The 16,549-nt window shown below is 69.1% G+C and carries 18 protein-coding genes; 14 read left to right on the forward strand and 4 right to left on the reverse strand.

The window, feature by feature from the left end; genetic code table 11:
• Positions 1–249: 249 nt before the first annotated feature.
• From H293_RS0137655 to ygfZ, 4 genes are all read left to right on the forward strand, one after another.
• Positions 250–1,086, forward strand: a complete 837-nt coding sequence (locus H293_RS0137655; protein WP_028808535.1) for a hypothetical protein — start codon at positions 250–252, stop codon at positions 1,084–1,086.
• A 215-nt stretch (positions 1,087–1,301) separates the two neighbouring features.
• Entirely contained in the window at positions 1,302–1,877 is a 576-nt protein-coding gene (locus tag H293_RS0137665; protein WP_020122962.1) for a heme-binding beta-barrel domain-containing protein, read from the forward strand.
• Between the two features lie 86 nt (positions 1,878–1,963).
• Entirely contained in the window at positions 1,964–2,401 is a 438-nt protein-coding gene (locus tag H293_RS0137670) for a Fur family transcriptional regulator (RefSeq protein ID WP_007382988.1), read from the forward strand.
• A 10-nt stretch (positions 2,402–2,411) separates the two neighbouring features.
• Positions 2,412–3,377, forward strand: a complete 966-nt coding sequence (gene ygfZ / locus H293_RS0137675) for a CAF17-like 4Fe-4S cluster assembly/insertion protein YgfZ (protein ID WP_020122963.1) — start codon at positions 2,412–2,414, stop codon at positions 3,375–3,377.
• A 2-nt stretch (positions 3,378–3,379) separates the two neighbouring features.
• On the opposite strand, the gene dtd is transcribed toward ygfZ, so the two are convergent.
• Positions 3,380–3,805 (reverse strand): D-aminoacyl-tRNA deacylase, encoded by a 426-nt coding sequence (gene dtd / locus H293_RS0137680; RefSeq protein WP_007382986.1) that lies wholly within the window; start codon positions 3,803–3,805, stop codon positions 3,380–3,382.
• Positions 3,806–3,973: 168 nt separating this feature from the next.
• Here dtd and H293_RS0137685 point away from each other — a divergent pair, with 168 nt between their 5' ends.
• Both H293_RS0137685 and H293_RS0137690 read left to right on the forward strand, forming a co-directional pair.
• On the forward strand, positions 3,974–4,597 hold the full coding sequence (locus tag H293_RS0137685; RefSeq protein ID WP_020122964.1) for an RsiG family protein: 624 nt from the start codon (positions 3,974–3,976) through the stop codon (positions 4,595–4,597).
• Positions 4,598–4,709: 112 nt separating this feature from the next.
• The gene (locus H293_RS0137690) at positions 4,710–5,960 is read left to right on the forward strand and encodes a GNAT family N-acetyltransferase (RefSeq protein ID WP_020122965.1); all 1,251 of its coding nucleotides are present in this window, start codon (positions 4,710–4,712) and stop codon (positions 5,958–5,960) included.
• Between the two features lie 268 nt (positions 5,961–6,228).
• Here the strand turns inward: H293_RS0137690 and H293_RS0137695 are convergent, their stop codons facing one another.
• Complete coding sequence (locus tag H293_RS0137695; protein WP_020122966.1) at positions 6,229–6,414, reverse strand: hypothetical protein; 186 nt, start codon at positions 6,412–6,414, stop codon at positions 6,229–6,231.
• Positions 6,415–6,599: 185 nt separating this feature from the next.
• Between H293_RS0137695 and H293_RS0137700 the strand changes: the two genes are divergently transcribed.
• Entirely contained in the window at positions 6,600–7,517 is a 918-nt protein-coding gene (locus tag H293_RS0137700; protein ID WP_078612783.1) for a winged helix-turn-helix domain-containing protein, read from the forward strand.
• Positions 7,518–7,552: 35 nt separating this feature from the next.
• On the opposite strand, the gene H293_RS0137705 is transcribed toward H293_RS0137700, so the two are convergent.
• Complete coding sequence (locus H293_RS0137705; RefSeq protein ID WP_020122968.1) at positions 7,553–7,741, reverse strand: hypothetical protein; 189 nt, start codon at positions 7,739–7,741, stop codon at positions 7,553–7,555.
• 172 nt (positions 7,742–7,913) lie between these two features.
• Here H293_RS0137705 and H293_RS0137710 point away from each other — a divergent pair, with 172 nt between their 5' ends.
• Together H293_RS0137710 and H293_RS0137715 are read left to right on the forward strand one after the other, a co-directional pair.
• Positions 7,914–8,792: a winged helix-turn-helix domain-containing protein gene (locus H293_RS0137710; protein ID WP_020122969.1), complete on the forward strand. Its 879-nt coding sequence runs from the start codon at positions 7,914–7,916 to the stop codon at positions 8,790–8,792.
• Positions 8,793–8,821: 29 nt separating this feature from the next.
• On the forward strand, positions 8,822–9,535 hold the full coding sequence (locus H293_RS0137715) for an HAD family hydrolase (RefSeq protein ID WP_020122970.1): 714 nt from the start codon (positions 8,822–8,824) through the stop codon (positions 9,533–9,535).
• On the opposite strand, the gene H293_RS0137720 is transcribed toward H293_RS0137715, so the two are convergent.
• Entirely contained in the window at positions 9,532–9,714 is a 183-nt protein-coding gene (locus H293_RS0137720; RefSeq protein ID WP_020122971.1) for a hypothetical protein, read from the reverse strand. The genes H293_RS0137715 and H293_RS0137720 overlap by 4 nt on opposite strands.
• A gap of 168 nt (positions 9,715–9,882) precedes the next feature.
• Between H293_RS0137720 and H293_RS0137725 the strand changes: the two genes are divergently transcribed.
• From H293_RS0137725 to H293_RS0137745, 5 genes are all read left to right on the forward strand, one after another.
• Complete coding sequence (locus H293_RS0137725) at positions 9,883–10,800, forward strand: winged helix-turn-helix domain-containing protein (protein WP_020122972.1); 918 nt, start codon at positions 9,883–9,885, stop codon at positions 10,798–10,800.
• 274 nt (positions 10,801–11,074) lie between these two features.
• The gene (locus tag H293_RS50715; RefSeq protein ID WP_020122973.1) at positions 11,075–13,195 is read left to right on the forward strand and encodes an aminoglycoside phosphotransferase family protein; all 2,121 of its coding nucleotides are present in this window, start codon (positions 11,075–11,077) and stop codon (positions 13,193–13,195) included.
• Complete coding sequence (locus H293_RS0137735; protein WP_020122974.1) at positions 13,155–13,352, forward strand: hypothetical protein; 198 nt, start codon at positions 13,155–13,157, stop codon at positions 13,350–13,352. Before H293_RS50715 ends, H293_RS0137735 begins: the two co-directional genes overlap by 41 nt.
• A gap of 404 nt (positions 13,353–13,756) precedes the next feature.
• Entirely contained in the window at positions 13,757–14,365 is a 609-nt protein-coding gene (locus H293_RS0137740; RefSeq protein ID WP_020122975.1) for a TetR family transcriptional regulator, read from the forward strand.
• A gap of 56 nt (positions 14,366–14,421) precedes the next feature.
• The gene (locus H293_RS0137745; RefSeq protein WP_028808536.1) at positions 14,422–16,479 is read left to right on the forward strand and encodes a HelD family protein; all 2,058 of its coding nucleotides are present in this window, start codon (positions 14,422–14,424) and stop codon (positions 16,477–16,479) included.
• Positions 16,480–16,549: the final 70 nt, after the last annotated feature.

Below are 16,549 nucleotides of genomic sequence, written 5' to 3' on the forward strand. Positions count from 1 at the left end.
GCACGCGCGCCCGAGGCCGCGGCGGTGCTCCGGTCCGAGCCCGCGCCGGTTCCGGCCGTGCCCGGCCCCGAGTCGGATCCCGTGCACGCTCCCGAGCCTGCGGCGGCGCTCCCGTCCGAGCCCGCGCCGGTCCCGGTGGCCGCACCGGTGCCGGCGCCCGTGCCTGCCTCGGGGTCGGTGCTCCCGCCCGCCCCGCAATCCGCACCCGCCCCCGAGCCGCAGCCCGCACCCGCGCCCGAGGCCGAGCACATGCCCGAGCCCGAAGCCGCCCCGGATCCCGCTCTCACCCCAGACCCCGCTCTCACCCCAAACCCCGCCCCCAAGACCCGCCGAGTCCTCCGAGCAACGCTCCGCTGGACCGCCGCCCTTCTCACCTTCGCCGCGTTCGGGGCCGGGAGTGCGTACGGGATCGCCGGGATGGAGCGGACGGACGTGCCGGGGCTCGGGACCGTGTCGGACGGGCGATGGGTCTATCCGGTGTTGACGAAGGCGCCGTTGCCGTCCGGGAGCCCGGGGCCGCTCGCCAGGGAGAACAAGGCCGGCAGCCACTACGCCGATCTGCGGGCGCTCGTGCTGCCCGCGCCCGAAGGGGCGACCGTCGACAAGGCGCTCAGCGGTACCGACGGCTGGCTGCCGACGAAGGACCTGCTCTCGGAGTACGCCGAGAAGGAGGACCGCGACGAGCTCGGGACGAAGCTCTCCGAGAACGGTCTGCGGCACATCGCGGTCCGCGGCTGGACCACCCCCGACGGCACCCGCACCCGGATCTATCTGCTCCAGTTCGACACCGCGGCCGTCGTGGACGACCTGTTCGGCGAGGACATCGCCCCGTACGGCAGCCCCGGCTACGAACTGCGCGACGCCCCGGACTCCCGCTCCGACGAGGCCTTCCCGAACGCGGCCCGAATCCCCGACATCACCGCGTCCGTCTACGTCGAGCCGAAGCCGTACGGCAAGGAACAGGCCCGCCACGCCTACCTCGGCGCCGGCGACGTACTCGCCCTGGTCGTCCAGTCCCGCAGGGGCACCGTCAACCCCGTCCCCTTCCAGCAGACGGTGGCGCTCCAGAGCCAGCTCCTGGGCTGAGGAGACCCGCACGGCCCCCCGGGCCCCGGCCGCGTAAGCTGGGGCCCGGCCCTGTGTACATGCACCGCACCCCGCTCATCCGAGGAGCACCCCGTGGAGATCTTCTTCGAAGCCCTGCTGGTCCTGGTCTGCGTCGGCGTTCTCGCCTTCGCCGGACTGACCGTGAAGAAGCTGTACCAGGGCCAGCGCTGATCCCCCTCTAGGAACCGCCACTCATGATCGAGATCCCGTCCGACCTCCACAAGGACCTCGTCCCGCTCGCCTTCCTGCTCGGCAACTGGGCGGGCGCGGGCGTGCACGACTTCCCCGGCTCGGAGAAGTGCAACTTCGGCCAGGAGGTGACCTTCGGCCACGACGGCCGGGACTTCCTGGAGTACGAGTCCCACACCTGGGTGCTGGACAACGACGGCAACAAGGTCCGCCCGCTGGAGACCGAGCACGGCTTCTGGCGCATCGACGCCGACCGCAAGGTCGAGGTGACGATGGTCCGCGACGACGGCGTCGTCGAGATCTGGTACGGCGAGATGGCCGATCAGAAGCCGCAGATCGACCTGGTGACCGACGCCGTCGCGCGTACGGCCGCCTCGGGGCCGTACAGCGGTGGCAAGCGGCTTTACGGCTACGTCAAGAGCGACCTCATGTGGGTCGGCGAGAAGCAGACCCCCGAGGTCGAGCTGCGCCCCTACATGTCGGCGCACCTGAAGAAGGTCGTCACCCCGGAGGACGTCGAGCGCTGGGCCAAGGCCCTGCCCGACGACATGCCGGACGACGGGATCGCCTTCTTCAAGTAGGTCCCGCACCACAAGCAGGTCCCGCACTTCCAGCAGGTCCCGCACTTCCAGCAGGTCCCGCGCCGAGAGGTCCTAGACTTCCCGGTGTGGTGAGCACCGACTGGAAGAGCGACCTGAGGCAGCGCGGCTACCGGCTGACGCCGCAGCGCCAGCTTGTCCTCGAAGCCGTGGACACCCTGGAGCACGCGACCCCCGACGCCATCCTCACGGAAGTGAAGAAGACGGCGTCGGGGGTCAACATTTCCACGGTCTACCGGACCCTGGAGCTCCTGGAGGAGCTCGGCCTGGTCAGCCACGCCCATCTCGGGCACGGGGCGCCGACGTACCACCTGGCCGACCGCCATCACCACATCCACCTGGTCTGCCGCGACTGCGAGAACGTCATCGAGGCGGACATCAAGGTGGCCGCCGACTTCACCGCGAAGCTCCGGCAGGAGTTCGGCTTCGAGACCGACATGAAGCACTTCGCGATCTTCGGCCGCTGCAAGGACTGCTCTCTCAAGGCTTCAACTACCGAGTCGTAGGCTTATGCGTATGAAGAGCCCCCTGCTGTCCCTGCCCGGCGCCGTCCCCGCCGAGGGCGTGGACGAAGGCGTCGCCGCGCATTACGGCGACCTGTTCCGCGAACAGCGCGCCCTCGCCGGCGGCACCGGATTCGTCGACCTCTCGCACCGCGGGGTCGTGTCCGTCACCGGCGACGACCGCCTGAGCTGGCTGCACCTGCTGCTCACCCAGCACGTCAGCGACCTCCCCACGGGCCAGGCCACCGAGGCGCTGATCCTTTCCGCGCACGGCCACATCGAGCACGCGCTGTATCTCGTCGACGACGGCACGACCGTGTGGGCGCACGTCGAACCCGGCACCCAGGACGCGCTGATCGCCTACCTGGAGTCGATGAAGTTCTTCTACCGGGTCGACGTCGCCGACCGCACCGACGAGGTCGCGATCGTCCACCTTCCCGCCGGTTCCATCGCCGAGGTGCCGGAGGGGGTCGTCGTACGCGAGACGCCGTACGGCCGTGATCTGTTCCTGCCCCGCGCGGACCTGGAGTCGTTCGCGGAGAAGTCCGGCCCCGCGGTCGGCCTGCTCGCCTACGAGGCGCTGCGCGTCGAGCACCACCGCCCCCGCCTGGGCTTCGAGACCGACCACCGCACCATCCCGCACGAGCTGGGCTGGATCGGCAGCGCGGTGCACCTCCAGAAGGGCTGCTACCGCGGCCAGGAGACCGTGGCCCGCGTCCAGAACCTCGGCAAGCCGCCGCGGCGGCTGGTCTTCCTGCACCTGGACGGCAGCGAGGTGCACCTGCCACCCGCGGGCACCGACATCCGGCTCGCGGACGAGGGGCCCGACGGCCGCAAGATCGGTTTCGTGACGACGTCCGTACGGCACCACGAGCTCGGCCCGGTCGCGCTCGCGCTGGTCAAGCGGAACGTCCCGCTGGACGCCCGGTTGATGGCCGACAGTACGGCGGCCGCCCAGGAGGCGGTCGTCGAGCCGTAGGCTCACATCTCCAGCAGGACCGTGAACGGGCCGTCGTTCGTCAGGGAAACCCGCATCCGCGCGCCGAAGCGGCCGGTGGCGACCGTCGCTCCCAGGGCGCGGAGCTGGGCGACGACCTCCTCGACGAGGGGCTCGGCGACGTCGCCGGGGGCGGCGGCGTTCCAGGTGGGGCGGCGGCCCTTGCGGGCGTCGCCGTACAGGGTGAACTGGCTGATCACCAGCAGCGGGGCGTCGATGTCGCTGCACGACTTCTCGTCGTGCAGCATCCGCACCGACCAGAGTTTGCGGGCGAGTTGGGCCGCCTTCTCCTTGGTGTCCTCGTGGGTGACCCCGACCAGGACGCACAGTCCCTCGCCGCTGATCTCCCCGACCGTCTCCCCGTCCACGACGACGCTCGCGCCGTCCACCCTCTGCACCACTGCACGCATGTGCCCATCATGCCGGTCGCGCGGGAAGGGCCCGTGTTCGGGTTTGTTTCTGATCCTTAACCCCCCATCTGGGGCCGTTCAGGGCCGTTCGGGGGCACTCGGTCACATAGCGGCCACCTGGGGTGGCACGATGCTTCCACACGCCGGTCGAGGGGACGGTAGAGGCGCATGAGCACACCGAGTACGGGGCAGCACTCCGGGCCCGTCCGCGCTGCCTGCGGAGCGGAGCCGGAGCCACCCCGGCCGCCCGCGCAGCGTACGGACAGCCCCCTGCTGCCCCCCGATCCACCCGAGCAGGACCTCGCCACGCTGAGCCTGCCCGAACTGCGCACCCTGCGCAGGGACGCCCAGCGGGACGAGGCCGACCTCAGCTATGTCCGACGGCTGCTGCAGGGCCGTATCGACATCCTCCGCGCGGAACTGCTCCGCCGGTCCCCGACGGGCTCGGTGCCCGAGCGGCTCCCGGAGGCCTCGGTGGTCGAGCGGCTCCCGGAGATCCTCACCGACGCCCCCGCCCGCCACCGCTCCTCGGCCCGCCACGTCAGGCTGGGCACCCCGCACAGCGAGGAGTACCGGCTGCTGGCCGCCGAAATGCTCGCCGAGGTCGAGCTCTCGGACCTCTCCGCCCGGACCGACCTGGAACTGAGCACCGCGATGGGCCGGCTCGTGCGGTACGAGCAGCGGGTGTCGGGGCGCCGGCAGCGGTTGCAGCGGACGGCGGACGAGTGCAGCGGGGAGATCGCGCGGCGCTACCGGGAGGGAGAGGCGCAGGTGGAGGATCTGCTGACCTAGGGAACCGGGCGGCTGACCTGGGGAACCGACCGGCTGACCAGGGGAACCGGCCTGCCGTTCGGGGTGCGGAAAACCGCACGACACTCCCACCCCGCCCGCCTACCGTGGCCCCATGAGCGCCCCAGCCGACATCGACGTCCGTCCGATCACCGAGGCCGAGCATCCCGAGTGGCTGCGTGCCGTGCGGGCCGGGTTCCTGCGGGAGCCCGTCGTGTCGGCGGCGGAACGGGAGGCCCGTAGGCGGCAGTTCGAGCCCGGTCGGTTCATCGGCGCCTTCGAGGGGGACCGCTGCGTGGCGACCTTCCGGTCGTTCGCGCAGGAGGTCACCGCGGTCGGCGGGGAGCTCGTGCCCGCCGACGCGATCTCCGCCGTCACCGTGACCGCCACCCACCGCCGGCGCGGTCTGCTGACCCGCATGATGAGCCAGGACCTCGCCGCCGCCAAGGAGCGCGGGGACGTCCTGGCCACGCTGATCGCGGCCGAGTACGGGATCTACGGCCGCTACGGCTTCGGCCCCGCCACCTCGGGCACCGAGTGGACGGTCGACGTCCCGCGCACGGGCCTCGACCCCCGCGGCCCGGATCTGGACGGCGGCCGTATCGACCTGGTGGACCCCGACGAGGTGCGCAAGATCGGTCCCGAACTGCACGACCGGATGCGCCGGGCCACGCCGGGGGCGATCAGCCGGGACGAGTGGTACTGGCAGCTGAACACGGGTGCCGTGCGCCCCGACCCGAGCTGGACCGAGCCGTTCTACGCGGTGTACCGGGCCTCGGACGGCACGGTCGAGGGACTGATGGCGTACGAGGCCGACGAGAAGTGGGCCGACACCATGCAGCCGTCGAACACGGCGAGCGTGCGGAGCATGATCGCCTCGACTCCGGCCGCCGAGCGCGCCCTGTGGCACTACCTGTGCTCGATCGACTGGGTCATGCAGGTCAAGAGCGGCTGGCGGGCCCCCGACGACCTGCTCCCACACCTCCTGCCGAACCCCCCGGCGGCCAGGATCACCATGCACGCGGACTGGCTGTGGGTGCGGATCCTCGATGTCGTACGGGCCCTGGAGGCGCGGACGTACGCGGGCGAGGGGGCGCTGGTGCTGGAGGTCGTGGACGGCTCGGGGATGACGGGCGGCCGCTACCGGCTGGACGCCTCGCCGGACGGTGCCTCCTGTACGGCGACGACCCGGAGTGCCGATCTCACGCTGGACGTCCGGGAGTTGGCGACGCTGTGGCTCGGTGACGAGTCGGCGGTGCGGCTCGCGGCCCTGGGGCGGGTGCGGGAAGAACGAGCGGGCGCCGGCCAGGAGGCCGACGCCCTGCTGCGCACGTCCAGGCGGCCTTGGTGCCCGGACATGTTCTGAGGCTCCCTTCAGGCGGGGACGGGTGGACGGTGTTCCTGACTGTGCTTTCGCATCCGTAGCGAAGTGTTCAGTTGTGGCCGTGCACGGGTGCTCCCCCTCGGAGCTGTTCAGTTGTGGCTGTGCTCGGGTGCTCCGTCATGGAGCTGTTGAGTTGTGGCTGTGCTCGGTGCCGACGATGTTCAGTTGTGGCTGTGCAGACCGACCGGGCTCCCAGCTCCCCTCCAGGGGGGAGCCCGGTCAGCCGGATCCTGGGCCCGGCGGGCGGGCGTCATCCGGACTGGGCGAGCAGCATCACGAGGATGACCGCTCCGATGCCGCCGATCGCGACGTTCTTGGACTTGACGCCGATGGTCAGCGCGAGGAACGCGATGATGCCCATCGCACCCCACCTCCACTGGACGAGCGCTTCGAAGCCGACGGCGAGGGCGGCGATGGCGACAGCGATGAACGGCATGACGGTCCCCCCTTCGGGACTGTGGCCCCTGTCGGCCACCGAGTTGGCCAACCTTGTGAAGCTTTGACCATGTTTTTCAAGGTTGCTCAAGTTGGCGACCAACTTCACTGTAGTTATCTCCGCTTGGATGCGTCTCATAACCACCTTCCGGTGAACTGCCTAAAGATGGCGGGAAGTTGTAGTGTTTGGTCGTGGACCCGAAACACGCCTCCGCCAATGGGCGGAAGAGATCACAGCGGCCACAGAAATCACATCGCGAGGTGGCCGACGAGCTCCGCGCCCGGATCCGGTCCGGCACGCTGCGGGCAGGTCAGCGCATGCCCACCCAGGCGCGGCTGGCCGACGAGTTCGGCGTCGAGCGGGGGGTCGTACGGCAGGCGCTGCACCTGCTGCAGACGGAACACCTGCTCACCAACGTCTCCAAGGGAAGCCCGGCGACCGTCGCCCCCGACCTGGGGCTCAGCAGGACGCTGACCGGCCCCGGGGTCGCGCCGCAGCCCACGATGGTCACCCTCGGCCCCCGGATCGCCGCCGCCTTCGCGGCCCCGCACGTGGAGATAGACGCCCTGTGCCTGACGTCGGTGTCCCTCAACCTCGCCGTCGGCGAGGGGCTGCGCCAGATCCACGTCGGAGAGCTGAATCCGGCCAAGATCGACGTCCGCGTCCTGCTGCCGGGCCGGGACATCGACCTCGCCTTCCCGGTGCCGGTCGAGGGCCGCGGCGACGACGACCTGGTACGCGAGCGCTGGCTGGCCCAGCGCAACGCCCAGGGACAGGTCCTCCAGCACAACCTCCTGGCCCTGCGGGCCACGCACGGCATAGACGTCCATGTCTCCTTCCGCGCCCTGCCCTTCACGCCACCGGTGAAGCTGTACCTGCTGAACGGCATGGAGGCGCTCTTCGCGTACTACACGCTGTCCCGCCGCAAGGAGGAGATCGACGACGAGCACCTGGAGCTGTACGACTCCGAGGGCACGCAGTCGATGCTGTTCGCCTTCGAGCAGGGCGCCGGCCTGCGGGACACCACGTTCGTGGAGCAGTCCCACCTGTGGTTCAACGCACTGTGGGAGACGATCAGTTCGGAGCTGACGCTCACGAGCTGAGGTCTCCCACAGGGGCGGATCGGGGTGTGCTCGGGTCATAGGGCAGGTCCCGCGACGAGCAGGGCGAGCACCACGGCCCCCACCGAGCTGATGGCGGGGTTCTTGGCCTTGAGACCGATGGTGAGCAGGAGCATCCCGATGATGCCGCTGGCACCGTACTTCCACTGCAGGGTCTGCTCGACGCCGACGACGAAGACGGCGGAGAGGAGGGCGAGGACCGGCATGGTGGTTCCCCCTTCGGGCATCGGGCTGGGCGAGGCGGGCGGTGATGCGGAGGCAAAACTTCCACCAACTCAACCAAGTTGGCAACCAACTCTACTTATGTTGTCCCCACTTGGTTGGGGTTGATAAACAACTTCGCAACAACTCCCCATAGATGGATTGGAGTTGTACCGTTTGGTCGTGACCCAGGAGAACGTGGCAGTGAACGGCAGCAGAAGGCTCTCGCCCCAGGAAATCGCCGACACCCTGCGGGAACGCATCCGCACGGGCGACCTCAAGGCCGGCGACCGCCTCCCCACCCAGGCGGAACTCGCGGATGAGTTCGGAGTGGAACGGGGCGCGGTCCGCCAGGCGCTGCGCGCGCTGCAGGAGGACGGGTTGCTCAGCAATGTGAGCAAGGGGAGTCCGCCGCGGATCGCGGAGGTGCCGGTCACCCGGGGGGGCCCGCAGCCGACGATGGTGGCCCTGGCGCCTCGCTTGGCCGAGGCGTTCGCGAGCCCGCAGGTCCGCATCGACGCGGCCTGCCTGACGGCGGAGAGCCTGATGGTGGCCCTGAGCGAACCGGTCCGCCTCATTCACGAGGGCCGGATCCATCCCGAGTCGATCGACGTCCGCATTCTGTTGCCCTCCCGGGACATCAACCTGGCCTTCCCGGTCCCGGTCGAGGCCCCCGACGACGACAACCCGGTCCACCAGCGCTGGCTGGAGATGCGCAACGCCCAGGGTCACGTCCTGCGCCACAACCTCCGGTCGTTGCGCTCCTCCCACGGGATCGACGTCAAGGTGGGGTTCCGCGCGCTGCCGTTCACTCCGCCGGTGAAGCTGTACCTGCTCAACGGCGTGGAGGCGTTGCTCGCGTACTACATGGTCGCGCGCAGGGAGGAGGCGACCGACACCGGGATGCTCGACATGTACGACGTCCTCGGAACGGAATCCCTGCTGTTCTCCTTCGACAGGAACGCCGGCCAACGCGACGCCGCGTTCGTCGAGCAATCGCAGAAGTGGTTCGATGCCCTCTGGGAAACCATCACGACGGACCTGACACTCTCCTAGTGACTCCTGAGACGACGCACACTGAGCAGGTGGCAGCGCACACCGAGAACGAGACCGGGAAACTGCAGGGTCTGATCACCCGTGCGCGGGTGGTGCTCTGGGACTTCGACGGACCGATCTGCAGCCTGTTCTCCGGGCACTCGGCGGCGAAGGTGGCCAGCGAACTGGTGGAGTGGCTGGAAGGGCGAGGCCTGCGCGGCGTCGTCACCGACGGCGAGCGCAGCACCCTGGACCCGCATGTCGTACTGCGTGCCGTCGATGCTCGGCACCCGGGCAGTGACCTGGTCGCGGAGTTGGAGGAACGTCTCACCAATGAGGAGCTGAGAGCGGCTTCCTCGGCGATGCCGACGGCGTACGCCGACCCCCTGATACGCACTTGGACCGCAGTGGGCTCCCGGTTGGCCATCACGACGAACAACTCACCGCGCGTGGTACGCAAGTACCTTGCCGGCCGCGGTCTGGTCTCCTGCTTCGCCCCGCACATCTACGGTCGCACCCAAGAACTGCACCACCTCAAACCGCACCCGCACTGCCTCAACCGTGCGCTGAACGCCATGGGTGCCGCCCCCCGCGACGCGCTGATGATCGGTGACACCCCCTCCGACTACCTCGCGGCCCGGAGTGCCGGCGTCCCGTTCCTCGGCTACGCGCGTAACGAATACAAGGCGAAGCTGCTGAGCGATGCCGGAGCCGAGTCGATCGTCGAGTCGCTGTGGCCGGTGCTGGTGGCACTCAGGGCCTAGGCCTGGACCATCAGCAGGACGAAGACCACGGCGCCGACCGACAGACACGTCGTGTTGCGGGCGCGGAAGCCCACGGCGACCAAGGTCAGGCAAAGGACGCCGATAGTGCCGTAGCGCGTCTGGAACAGCTGGTCGACGGCCAGCAGCGCGAAGGCGGACAGTAATTGAAAGACGATCATGATTCCCCCAACCGCGACTTCCTGAGGAGCGATCAACTTCCAGTCCAATTGGACTGTTTTCTTGAATTGGTTGTGCCCAGGTTGACTGGTCGCCTAACGGCCTTTCAGCTTCCCTTTGGGCGGTGCTGTTGCGGCAACCAATATGACTGGAAGTGGTACGGTCGCGAGGTGAGTACGGATCGTGGTGACAGTGTTGCCAGGGGGCAGGCGGTCCTGGAGGCGCTGCGCGCCCGGATCGCCGAGGGTGCCTACCCGCTGGACTCCATGCTGCCCACGCAACGGGCTCTGGCCGAAGAGTTCGACGTGTCACGAGACACGGTGCAGCGTGCACTGCGCGAGCTGAAGAGCGAAGGCTGGATCGAGTCCCGTCAGGGCAGTGGCTCGCGGGTGGTGAGGCAGCCGATACATTCCGTCACCCGTTCGCCTGCGGCGGCCCCTCGCGTTCGGGCCGCGCTGGGGCCCTTCATCCAGCGGGCCTTCTCCCAGTCAACAGTCCAATTGGACGTGTTCACCCTCACTTCCGAAAGTCTGGACGCGCACATCAGGCTGCAGGCCGAGCGCGTCCGCACAGGGGAGATCAAGCCCCCCGAGCGCATCGAAATGCGCCTGCTCTTGCCTGACGAATCAGTCAAGTTGCCGTATCCCCGGGCGAAGCGGATGCCGGATGGGAGTGGCCTGGAGGAGGTGGACCGGCTGCTCCAGGAGCGGCTGCACAGCATCACCCGGCGGCATACTTCCTCACTGCGCGCCGCTCTGCGGGACCTGGAGACGGAGGGACACGTGCAGTCCGTCGATGTCGAGGTCCGGAGGATCCAGGTGGTTCCGGCCTTCAAGCTCTACCTGCGCCGCACGGTCGAAATACTGTTCGGTCCGTATGAGGCCGTGGAGCGCTCGATCCTGCTGGACGACGACACGGAGATCGAAGCCGTGGACGTCCTGGGCCTGGGTTCGGTTCTGACGCGCCACGTCAATGACGAAGGCGACCCGAACTCCACCGGAACCGTGTTCATAGAGAGCTGGCAGGCATGGTTCGACTCCTGCTGGAAGTTGCTGACCTCGCAGCTCGCAAGTCCTTCGATCGACTGACCCGTCTCATACTGAGACCGTCACCGGTCGATCACGAGTGGGCTAACTACGTGGCTCTTTGCCAAGGTTGGCCGCAAGCTCATGTTGTGTAGGTCTAGAGTATGGCCCATTCTCCTCCCGGCCGCATGACCTTTATAGGTAACGCATAGCTATTCAGGAGTGCCCCTTGGGTGGTCCACCATCGCCTGGAGCCCGACGCTCGGCGCCCGACGCCGCGTTGCGCTATGCCAGGGCACTCGGAGAGTTCGGCCGGGGGCACCACAACCTGAATTACATGGTGCGGTTGCTCAACGAGTCCGACCGCCGGCTCATGGGCTGCGAGGAGGGGGAGACCATCACGGTGCGGGAGCGGATCCGCACCGCGTTGCCCGTGGTCATCAGAACCTGGCAGGACGAGGCCGAGATCCTCGCCGCGATCCACGGCGTCCTGCCGCACGTGCCGCGCTGCCTCGCTCAGTACGGCGATGTGAGCATCCTGAGCTATGTGCAGGGCGTGCCGCTGTCCAGCATCTGCCCCAACGGCAAGCCGGTCGCGTCCCACCTCATCCAGGCGCTCGCAGGTCTGCTGGCCGACATGACGCAGGTACGCAGAAAGGATCTGCCGCCCCTCCCGCAGTCCTGGCCGCGCTCCAGCCGCGACAGCCGAGCCTTCCTGCGCACACTGGCGATTACCGCTGACGAGCAGGTGCGGCGGCACAACTGGGGCAGGTTCGGCGGTCTGTTCGCCACGCTGGGCATCCCCGAGGACGCGCTCGTGCGCTTCGCCGAGCGTGTTCCGTCGATGATCAGCCGCCCTTTCAGCCTGCTGCACACCGACCTGCACCGCGACAACGTGATCGTGTCGTACCACGGTGATCCGCCACTGATCTGCGTGGACTGGGAGCTCGCCAGCTACGGAGATCCCTTGCACGACCTCGCGACGCACCTGGTGCGGATGCAGTATCCGGATCATCAGTGGTGGGAGGTGGTGGAGGCGTGGCGCACGGGCATGGGGCAGCGCCGGAGCAAAGCGGTTCACGGCCTGGAGCGGGATCTCAAGCACTACGTGGCCTTCGAAAAGGCCCAGTCCGTTTACCCGGACGTGATGCGTGCGGCGACCTCGCTGGGTGATTCCTACGGACAGCGGGACCTGGACGCGGCCACCCATGCCGTACACCGTGCTCTGGTGGCGGCTGCGGAGCCCCTGCGTCTCAAGAGCGTGCCCGACGAGAAGGCCATCGAGCGCATCCTGTTCCGCTGGAACGCCTCGCACGGCAAACGGCACAGTCGGGAGCGTGCCGTGTCATCCATCAAGTGGGAGCGCGACGATCGTCTTCTGGAGCATCCGCTGTTTCCGAGGCGCGCGGTGTCGGAGGCATTGTTCGAGGAGGGAGCGGCCTCGGCGGAGCACGTGTTCAAGGGGACGGCACATCTCAGCACCGCGGTGCGGGTGTCGGCCGCCGACTATCCGGATCCGGTCATGGTGCGACGGAAGGTGGGCACGTACAACTCCCGCGAGCGGAGGTACCTGTACGAGCACGCGGTCCTCCGCGCGATCGAAGTCTCCGGAGTGCTGGTGCGGGCTCCGAGAGTGCTGGCGCTGGGCGTCAGTGAGCTCGGCGACGAGTTCACCATCCACACGTACGAGGGGCCCAAGGGAGAGATCAAGCATCCGCAGCATCCTGTGGACGGACTGCTGCCCCACGAGGCGGACGACCTCGTCAACCAGCTTGAGGCGCTGACCTTCGTCGACCGGGAGAAGCTGGAAAAACTCGACCCGAACGCTTCATCCGTGAACTTCTTCCAGGGGCTCTGCGATGAACTGATCCGACTGGTAGGGGAACTCCCCAAGCGGACCTCCGACCTGGCCCGCGAGTTGGGACTGCCGAGCAGTCTGCGCCTGGGTGAGATCCTGCGCCGGCACCAGGTGACGTGGCGTCGGCCCGTCCTCCTCCACGGCGACCTCAACCCGTGGAATCTGATTCGCCGCGAGGACGGATCGGGCCTGACCCTCATCGACTGGGAGATGGCGATGGTGGGCGATCCTCTGTACGACCTGGTCCGACACATGCATCTGACGCCCACGCTCCCAGAGATCCGCGAGCGACTGCTCACCCGCTGGTCGAGGCTGTTGCCGGAGGAGTGCACGAGCGGCTGGGCGCAGGACTGGCGGGTGTACCGCTGGATCGAGACCGTCCGTTCGGCGTACGTGGACCTCGATCGTCTGGTGACCGGCGACAGCCTGGAAGCGCCCAATGTCCGCCGTGCGGTGGAGCGGTACACGATGACCCTGGCCGAGGCGACCGCGAATTTGGGCCTCAAGACCAAGTCCATGGCGAACCCGTATCTCGCTCTTGCCTTGCCGCACGGAGACCATGGAGGACTGGCGGCGGACGGACCCCCAGACGGCATGTGACGGTACCGAGCCCGAGTACGTCGACTCCAAGGGCTGTCGGACCGAGCTCAATGTCTGGTCCCGCAAGGACGGCGACGACGCCGATGCCGCCGTGCACTTCGACGACCTGTGGGGTCTGGCCGAGAAGCCACCATGGCGCTGCACTTGCCCGCGCTGACCGAATCAACAACGTGACCACGCTTCCGCGGCTTCGCCGCCATCCGCCTCTTCCTCAGAAGGGCGCCGGCGCTGTCTCCACGGCCGAGGTCGCCGCAGCCGCCGAGACTCGACGTGACTGACGTGACTGATGGTCAAAGGCGCACGGCGGACTCCCCGCGCGTACCAGACAGGTCCGACAGGTCTTGCCCTCAAAGGAGCAGATCCGCTCGGCCTACGTCGACCTGGACCGGATGACGACGGGAGCAGCACGGAGCGCCCCGAACGTCCGGCGGGCCGTCGACGCGTATGAGATGGCCCTTCCGCCGCCAGGGGCTCTCTGGGGCTCCGCAGGCGTGTGGTGCCGAAGGCGCCTGCCTCGCTCAAGGTGTCCTGACCCCCGGTCCCGGTGCGTAGGCTCACCCCATGACCGCCCCCGGCCTGCGTGAGCGCAAGAAGCAGCGGATGTACGAGACCGTGTCCGAGATCGCCGTCCGCCTGTTCCTGGAGAAGGGCTTCGACGCCGTCTCCGTCGCCGAGATCGCCGCCGCCGCGGAGATCTCCAAGCCGACCCTCTTCCGGTACTTCCCGGCCAAGGAGGACCTCGTCCTCCACCGGATCGCCGATCACGAGGACGAGGCCGCGCGGGTTGTGGACCAGTCGGACGAGGCGCCGCTCGTGGCCCTGCGGCGGCACTTCCTCGACGGGCTGGAGCGGGAGGATCCCGTCACCGGGCTCAGTGATCACCCGGACGTTCTCGCCTTTCACTCGCTGCTCTACGGCACCCCCGCCCTCGTCGCCCGGGCCCACGGGCACCTGGAACGGCAGGAGGCCGCGCTCGCCGAGGTGCTCGGGGGTGATCTCGACGCACGGCTGGCCGCTGGGCAGATCATCGCCGTGCGGCGGATTCTCGCGATGGAGAACTGGGGGCGGATCGCCAAGGGGGAGAAGGTCGAGGACGTACGCGGGGATGCCGTGGCCGCGGCTGAGCGGGCGTTTCGGGTCCTGGCGGACGGGTTGCCGTGGCTCGCGTGAGTGAGAGCGCGTTAAAAATTTAACTCGGTCATATTTTCTCGCGTACCCTCGTCCCCATGACGCCAGCCGATCCCGCTCCCCGTCTCGCCCTGAAAGAGTCCCTGCACCTCGAGCGCGTCCACCACGACCGTTGCCGTGCCGCCCTGGCCGCCATGGTCGACGGGGCGCAGGAGCAGGTCGTCATAGGGGAGGACGTCTCCGCCTCCGGGGCCGATGCCGAAGTCCTCGGGTATCAGTTGCGCAGTCAGGCCAAGGAGATGCGGGAGCTTCCCGAAGGGCCCCTGTTCTTCGGGAAGCTGGAGTTCGACCGCGGCGACCATGCCGGGCAGGCGTATCACCTGGGCCGGCTGCGGATCACCGAGCATCCCGCCGCCCCGCCCCTCGTCGTCGACTGGCGTGCGCCCGTCTCCCGCGCCTTCTACCAGGCGAGCGCCCGCGATCCGCAGGGGGTCGCCGTGCGGCGGCGGTTCGGGTGGGCGGCGGGCAGCAAGGGGGACTCCGCCGACCTCAGCGGGCTGGAGGACGAGCACCTGGGCAAGGGGGAGTCGGGGCCGAGCGCCATCGTCGCCCGGGAGATCGAACGGCCCCGCGTCGGGCCCATGCGGGACATCGCCGCGACCATCCAGCCCGAGCAGGACGATCTCGTACGAAGCGACCTCGCCGTTTCCGTGTGCGTCCAGGGCGCCCCCGGGACCGGCAAGACCGCCGTCGGGCTGCACCGGGCCGCCTACCTCCTCTACACCCACCCGCAGCGCATGCGGCGTGGCGGGCTCCTCGTCCTCGGGCCCAACCGGATCTTCCTGTCCTACATCTCCCAGGTGCTGCCCGCGCTCGGCGAGAGCGGGGTGCGGCAGTCCACGCTCCAGGACGAGATCGCCCGCCGTCCGGTCACCGCCACCGACGCCCGCGCCACCGCCGTCCTCAAGCACGATCCCCGGATGGCGGAGGTGCTGCGCCGGGCGCTGTACGCACGTGTGTCGACCGCACAGATCAACTCCAGGGAGATCAACTCCCTGGAGATCAGAGACGGTTCGTACAGCTGGCGGGTCGGGGCCGGTGAACTCGCGCGGATCGTGGCGGACGTACGGGAGGAGGAACCGCCCTACGGGATCGGGCGGGAGCGGGTGCGCAGCCGGGTGGTGCGGAGCGTGCAGTTGCAGGCCGAGCGGCGGGCCGGGCCGCAGAACGGCGCCTGGGTGCAGCGGGTTTCGCGGTCGCGGGTGATCGGGGCCTTCCTCGACGCCGTGTGGCCCAAGGTGCGTCCCGAGGAGGTGGTAGCCGAACTGCTGGGTGATCGGGGGGAGTTGGAGGCGGCTGCCGACGGGGTTCTCGATGCCGAGGAGCAGAAGAACCTGCTGTGGGCCAGGCCGCCCAGGTCGTGGAAGTCGGCGCGGTGGTCGGCGGCCGATCTGGTGCTGCTCGACGAGGCCGCCGGGTTGGTGGAGCATCCTGCGGGGTACGGCCATCTCGTCGTCGACGAGGCGCAGGATCTGTCGCCGATGGAGTGCCGGGCGATCGCCCGCCGGGCCCGGTTCGGGTCGGTCACCGTGCTCGGTGACCTGGCGCAGGGGACCACGCCCTGGGCGGCCCGCTCGTGGGAGACCGTCCTGCGGCACCTCGGCAAGCCGGACGCCGCCGTCGTGCCGCTGACCATCGGGTTCCGGGTGCCGCAGGCCGTCGTGGGGCTCGCCAACCGGCTGCTCGGGCACCTGGACGTGGAGGTGCCGGAGGGGCGTTCCCTGCGCGGGGACGGGGAGTTGGCCATCCGGCCCACCTCGTCGGACGCCTTGCCGGACGCGGTCGTGGACGCCGTACGGGACTCGCTCGCGCACGAAGGGTCCGTGGGGGTCGTCGCGGCCGACGCCGACGTGGCACGCGTACGGCAGGCCCTCGACGCGGCCGGGATCGCCGCCGCGGGGCCGGACGAGCTGGGTGCGCGGGTGAGCGTCGTACCGGCAAGTGTGGTCAAGGGCCTTGAGTACGACCATGTCGTGGCCGTCGAGCCGGCCGCGATCGCGGAGGCGGAGGAACGGGGGCTGCACCGGCTGTATGTCGTGCTGACCCGGGCGGTGTCACGGCTGGTGGTGGTGCACGGGCGGCCGCTGCCGTTCTAGCGCGGTGGCGGCCGCCCAGGGGAGTGCGGTCGCGGCGGCCGCCCCGGGAGAGCGTGGTGGCCGCCGGCGG

Source organism: Streptomyces canus 299MFChir4.1 (assembly GCF_000383615.1).
Classification (GTDB): domain Bacteria; phylum Actinomycetota; class Actinomycetes; order Streptomycetales; family Streptomycetaceae; genus Streptomyces; species Streptomyces canus_C.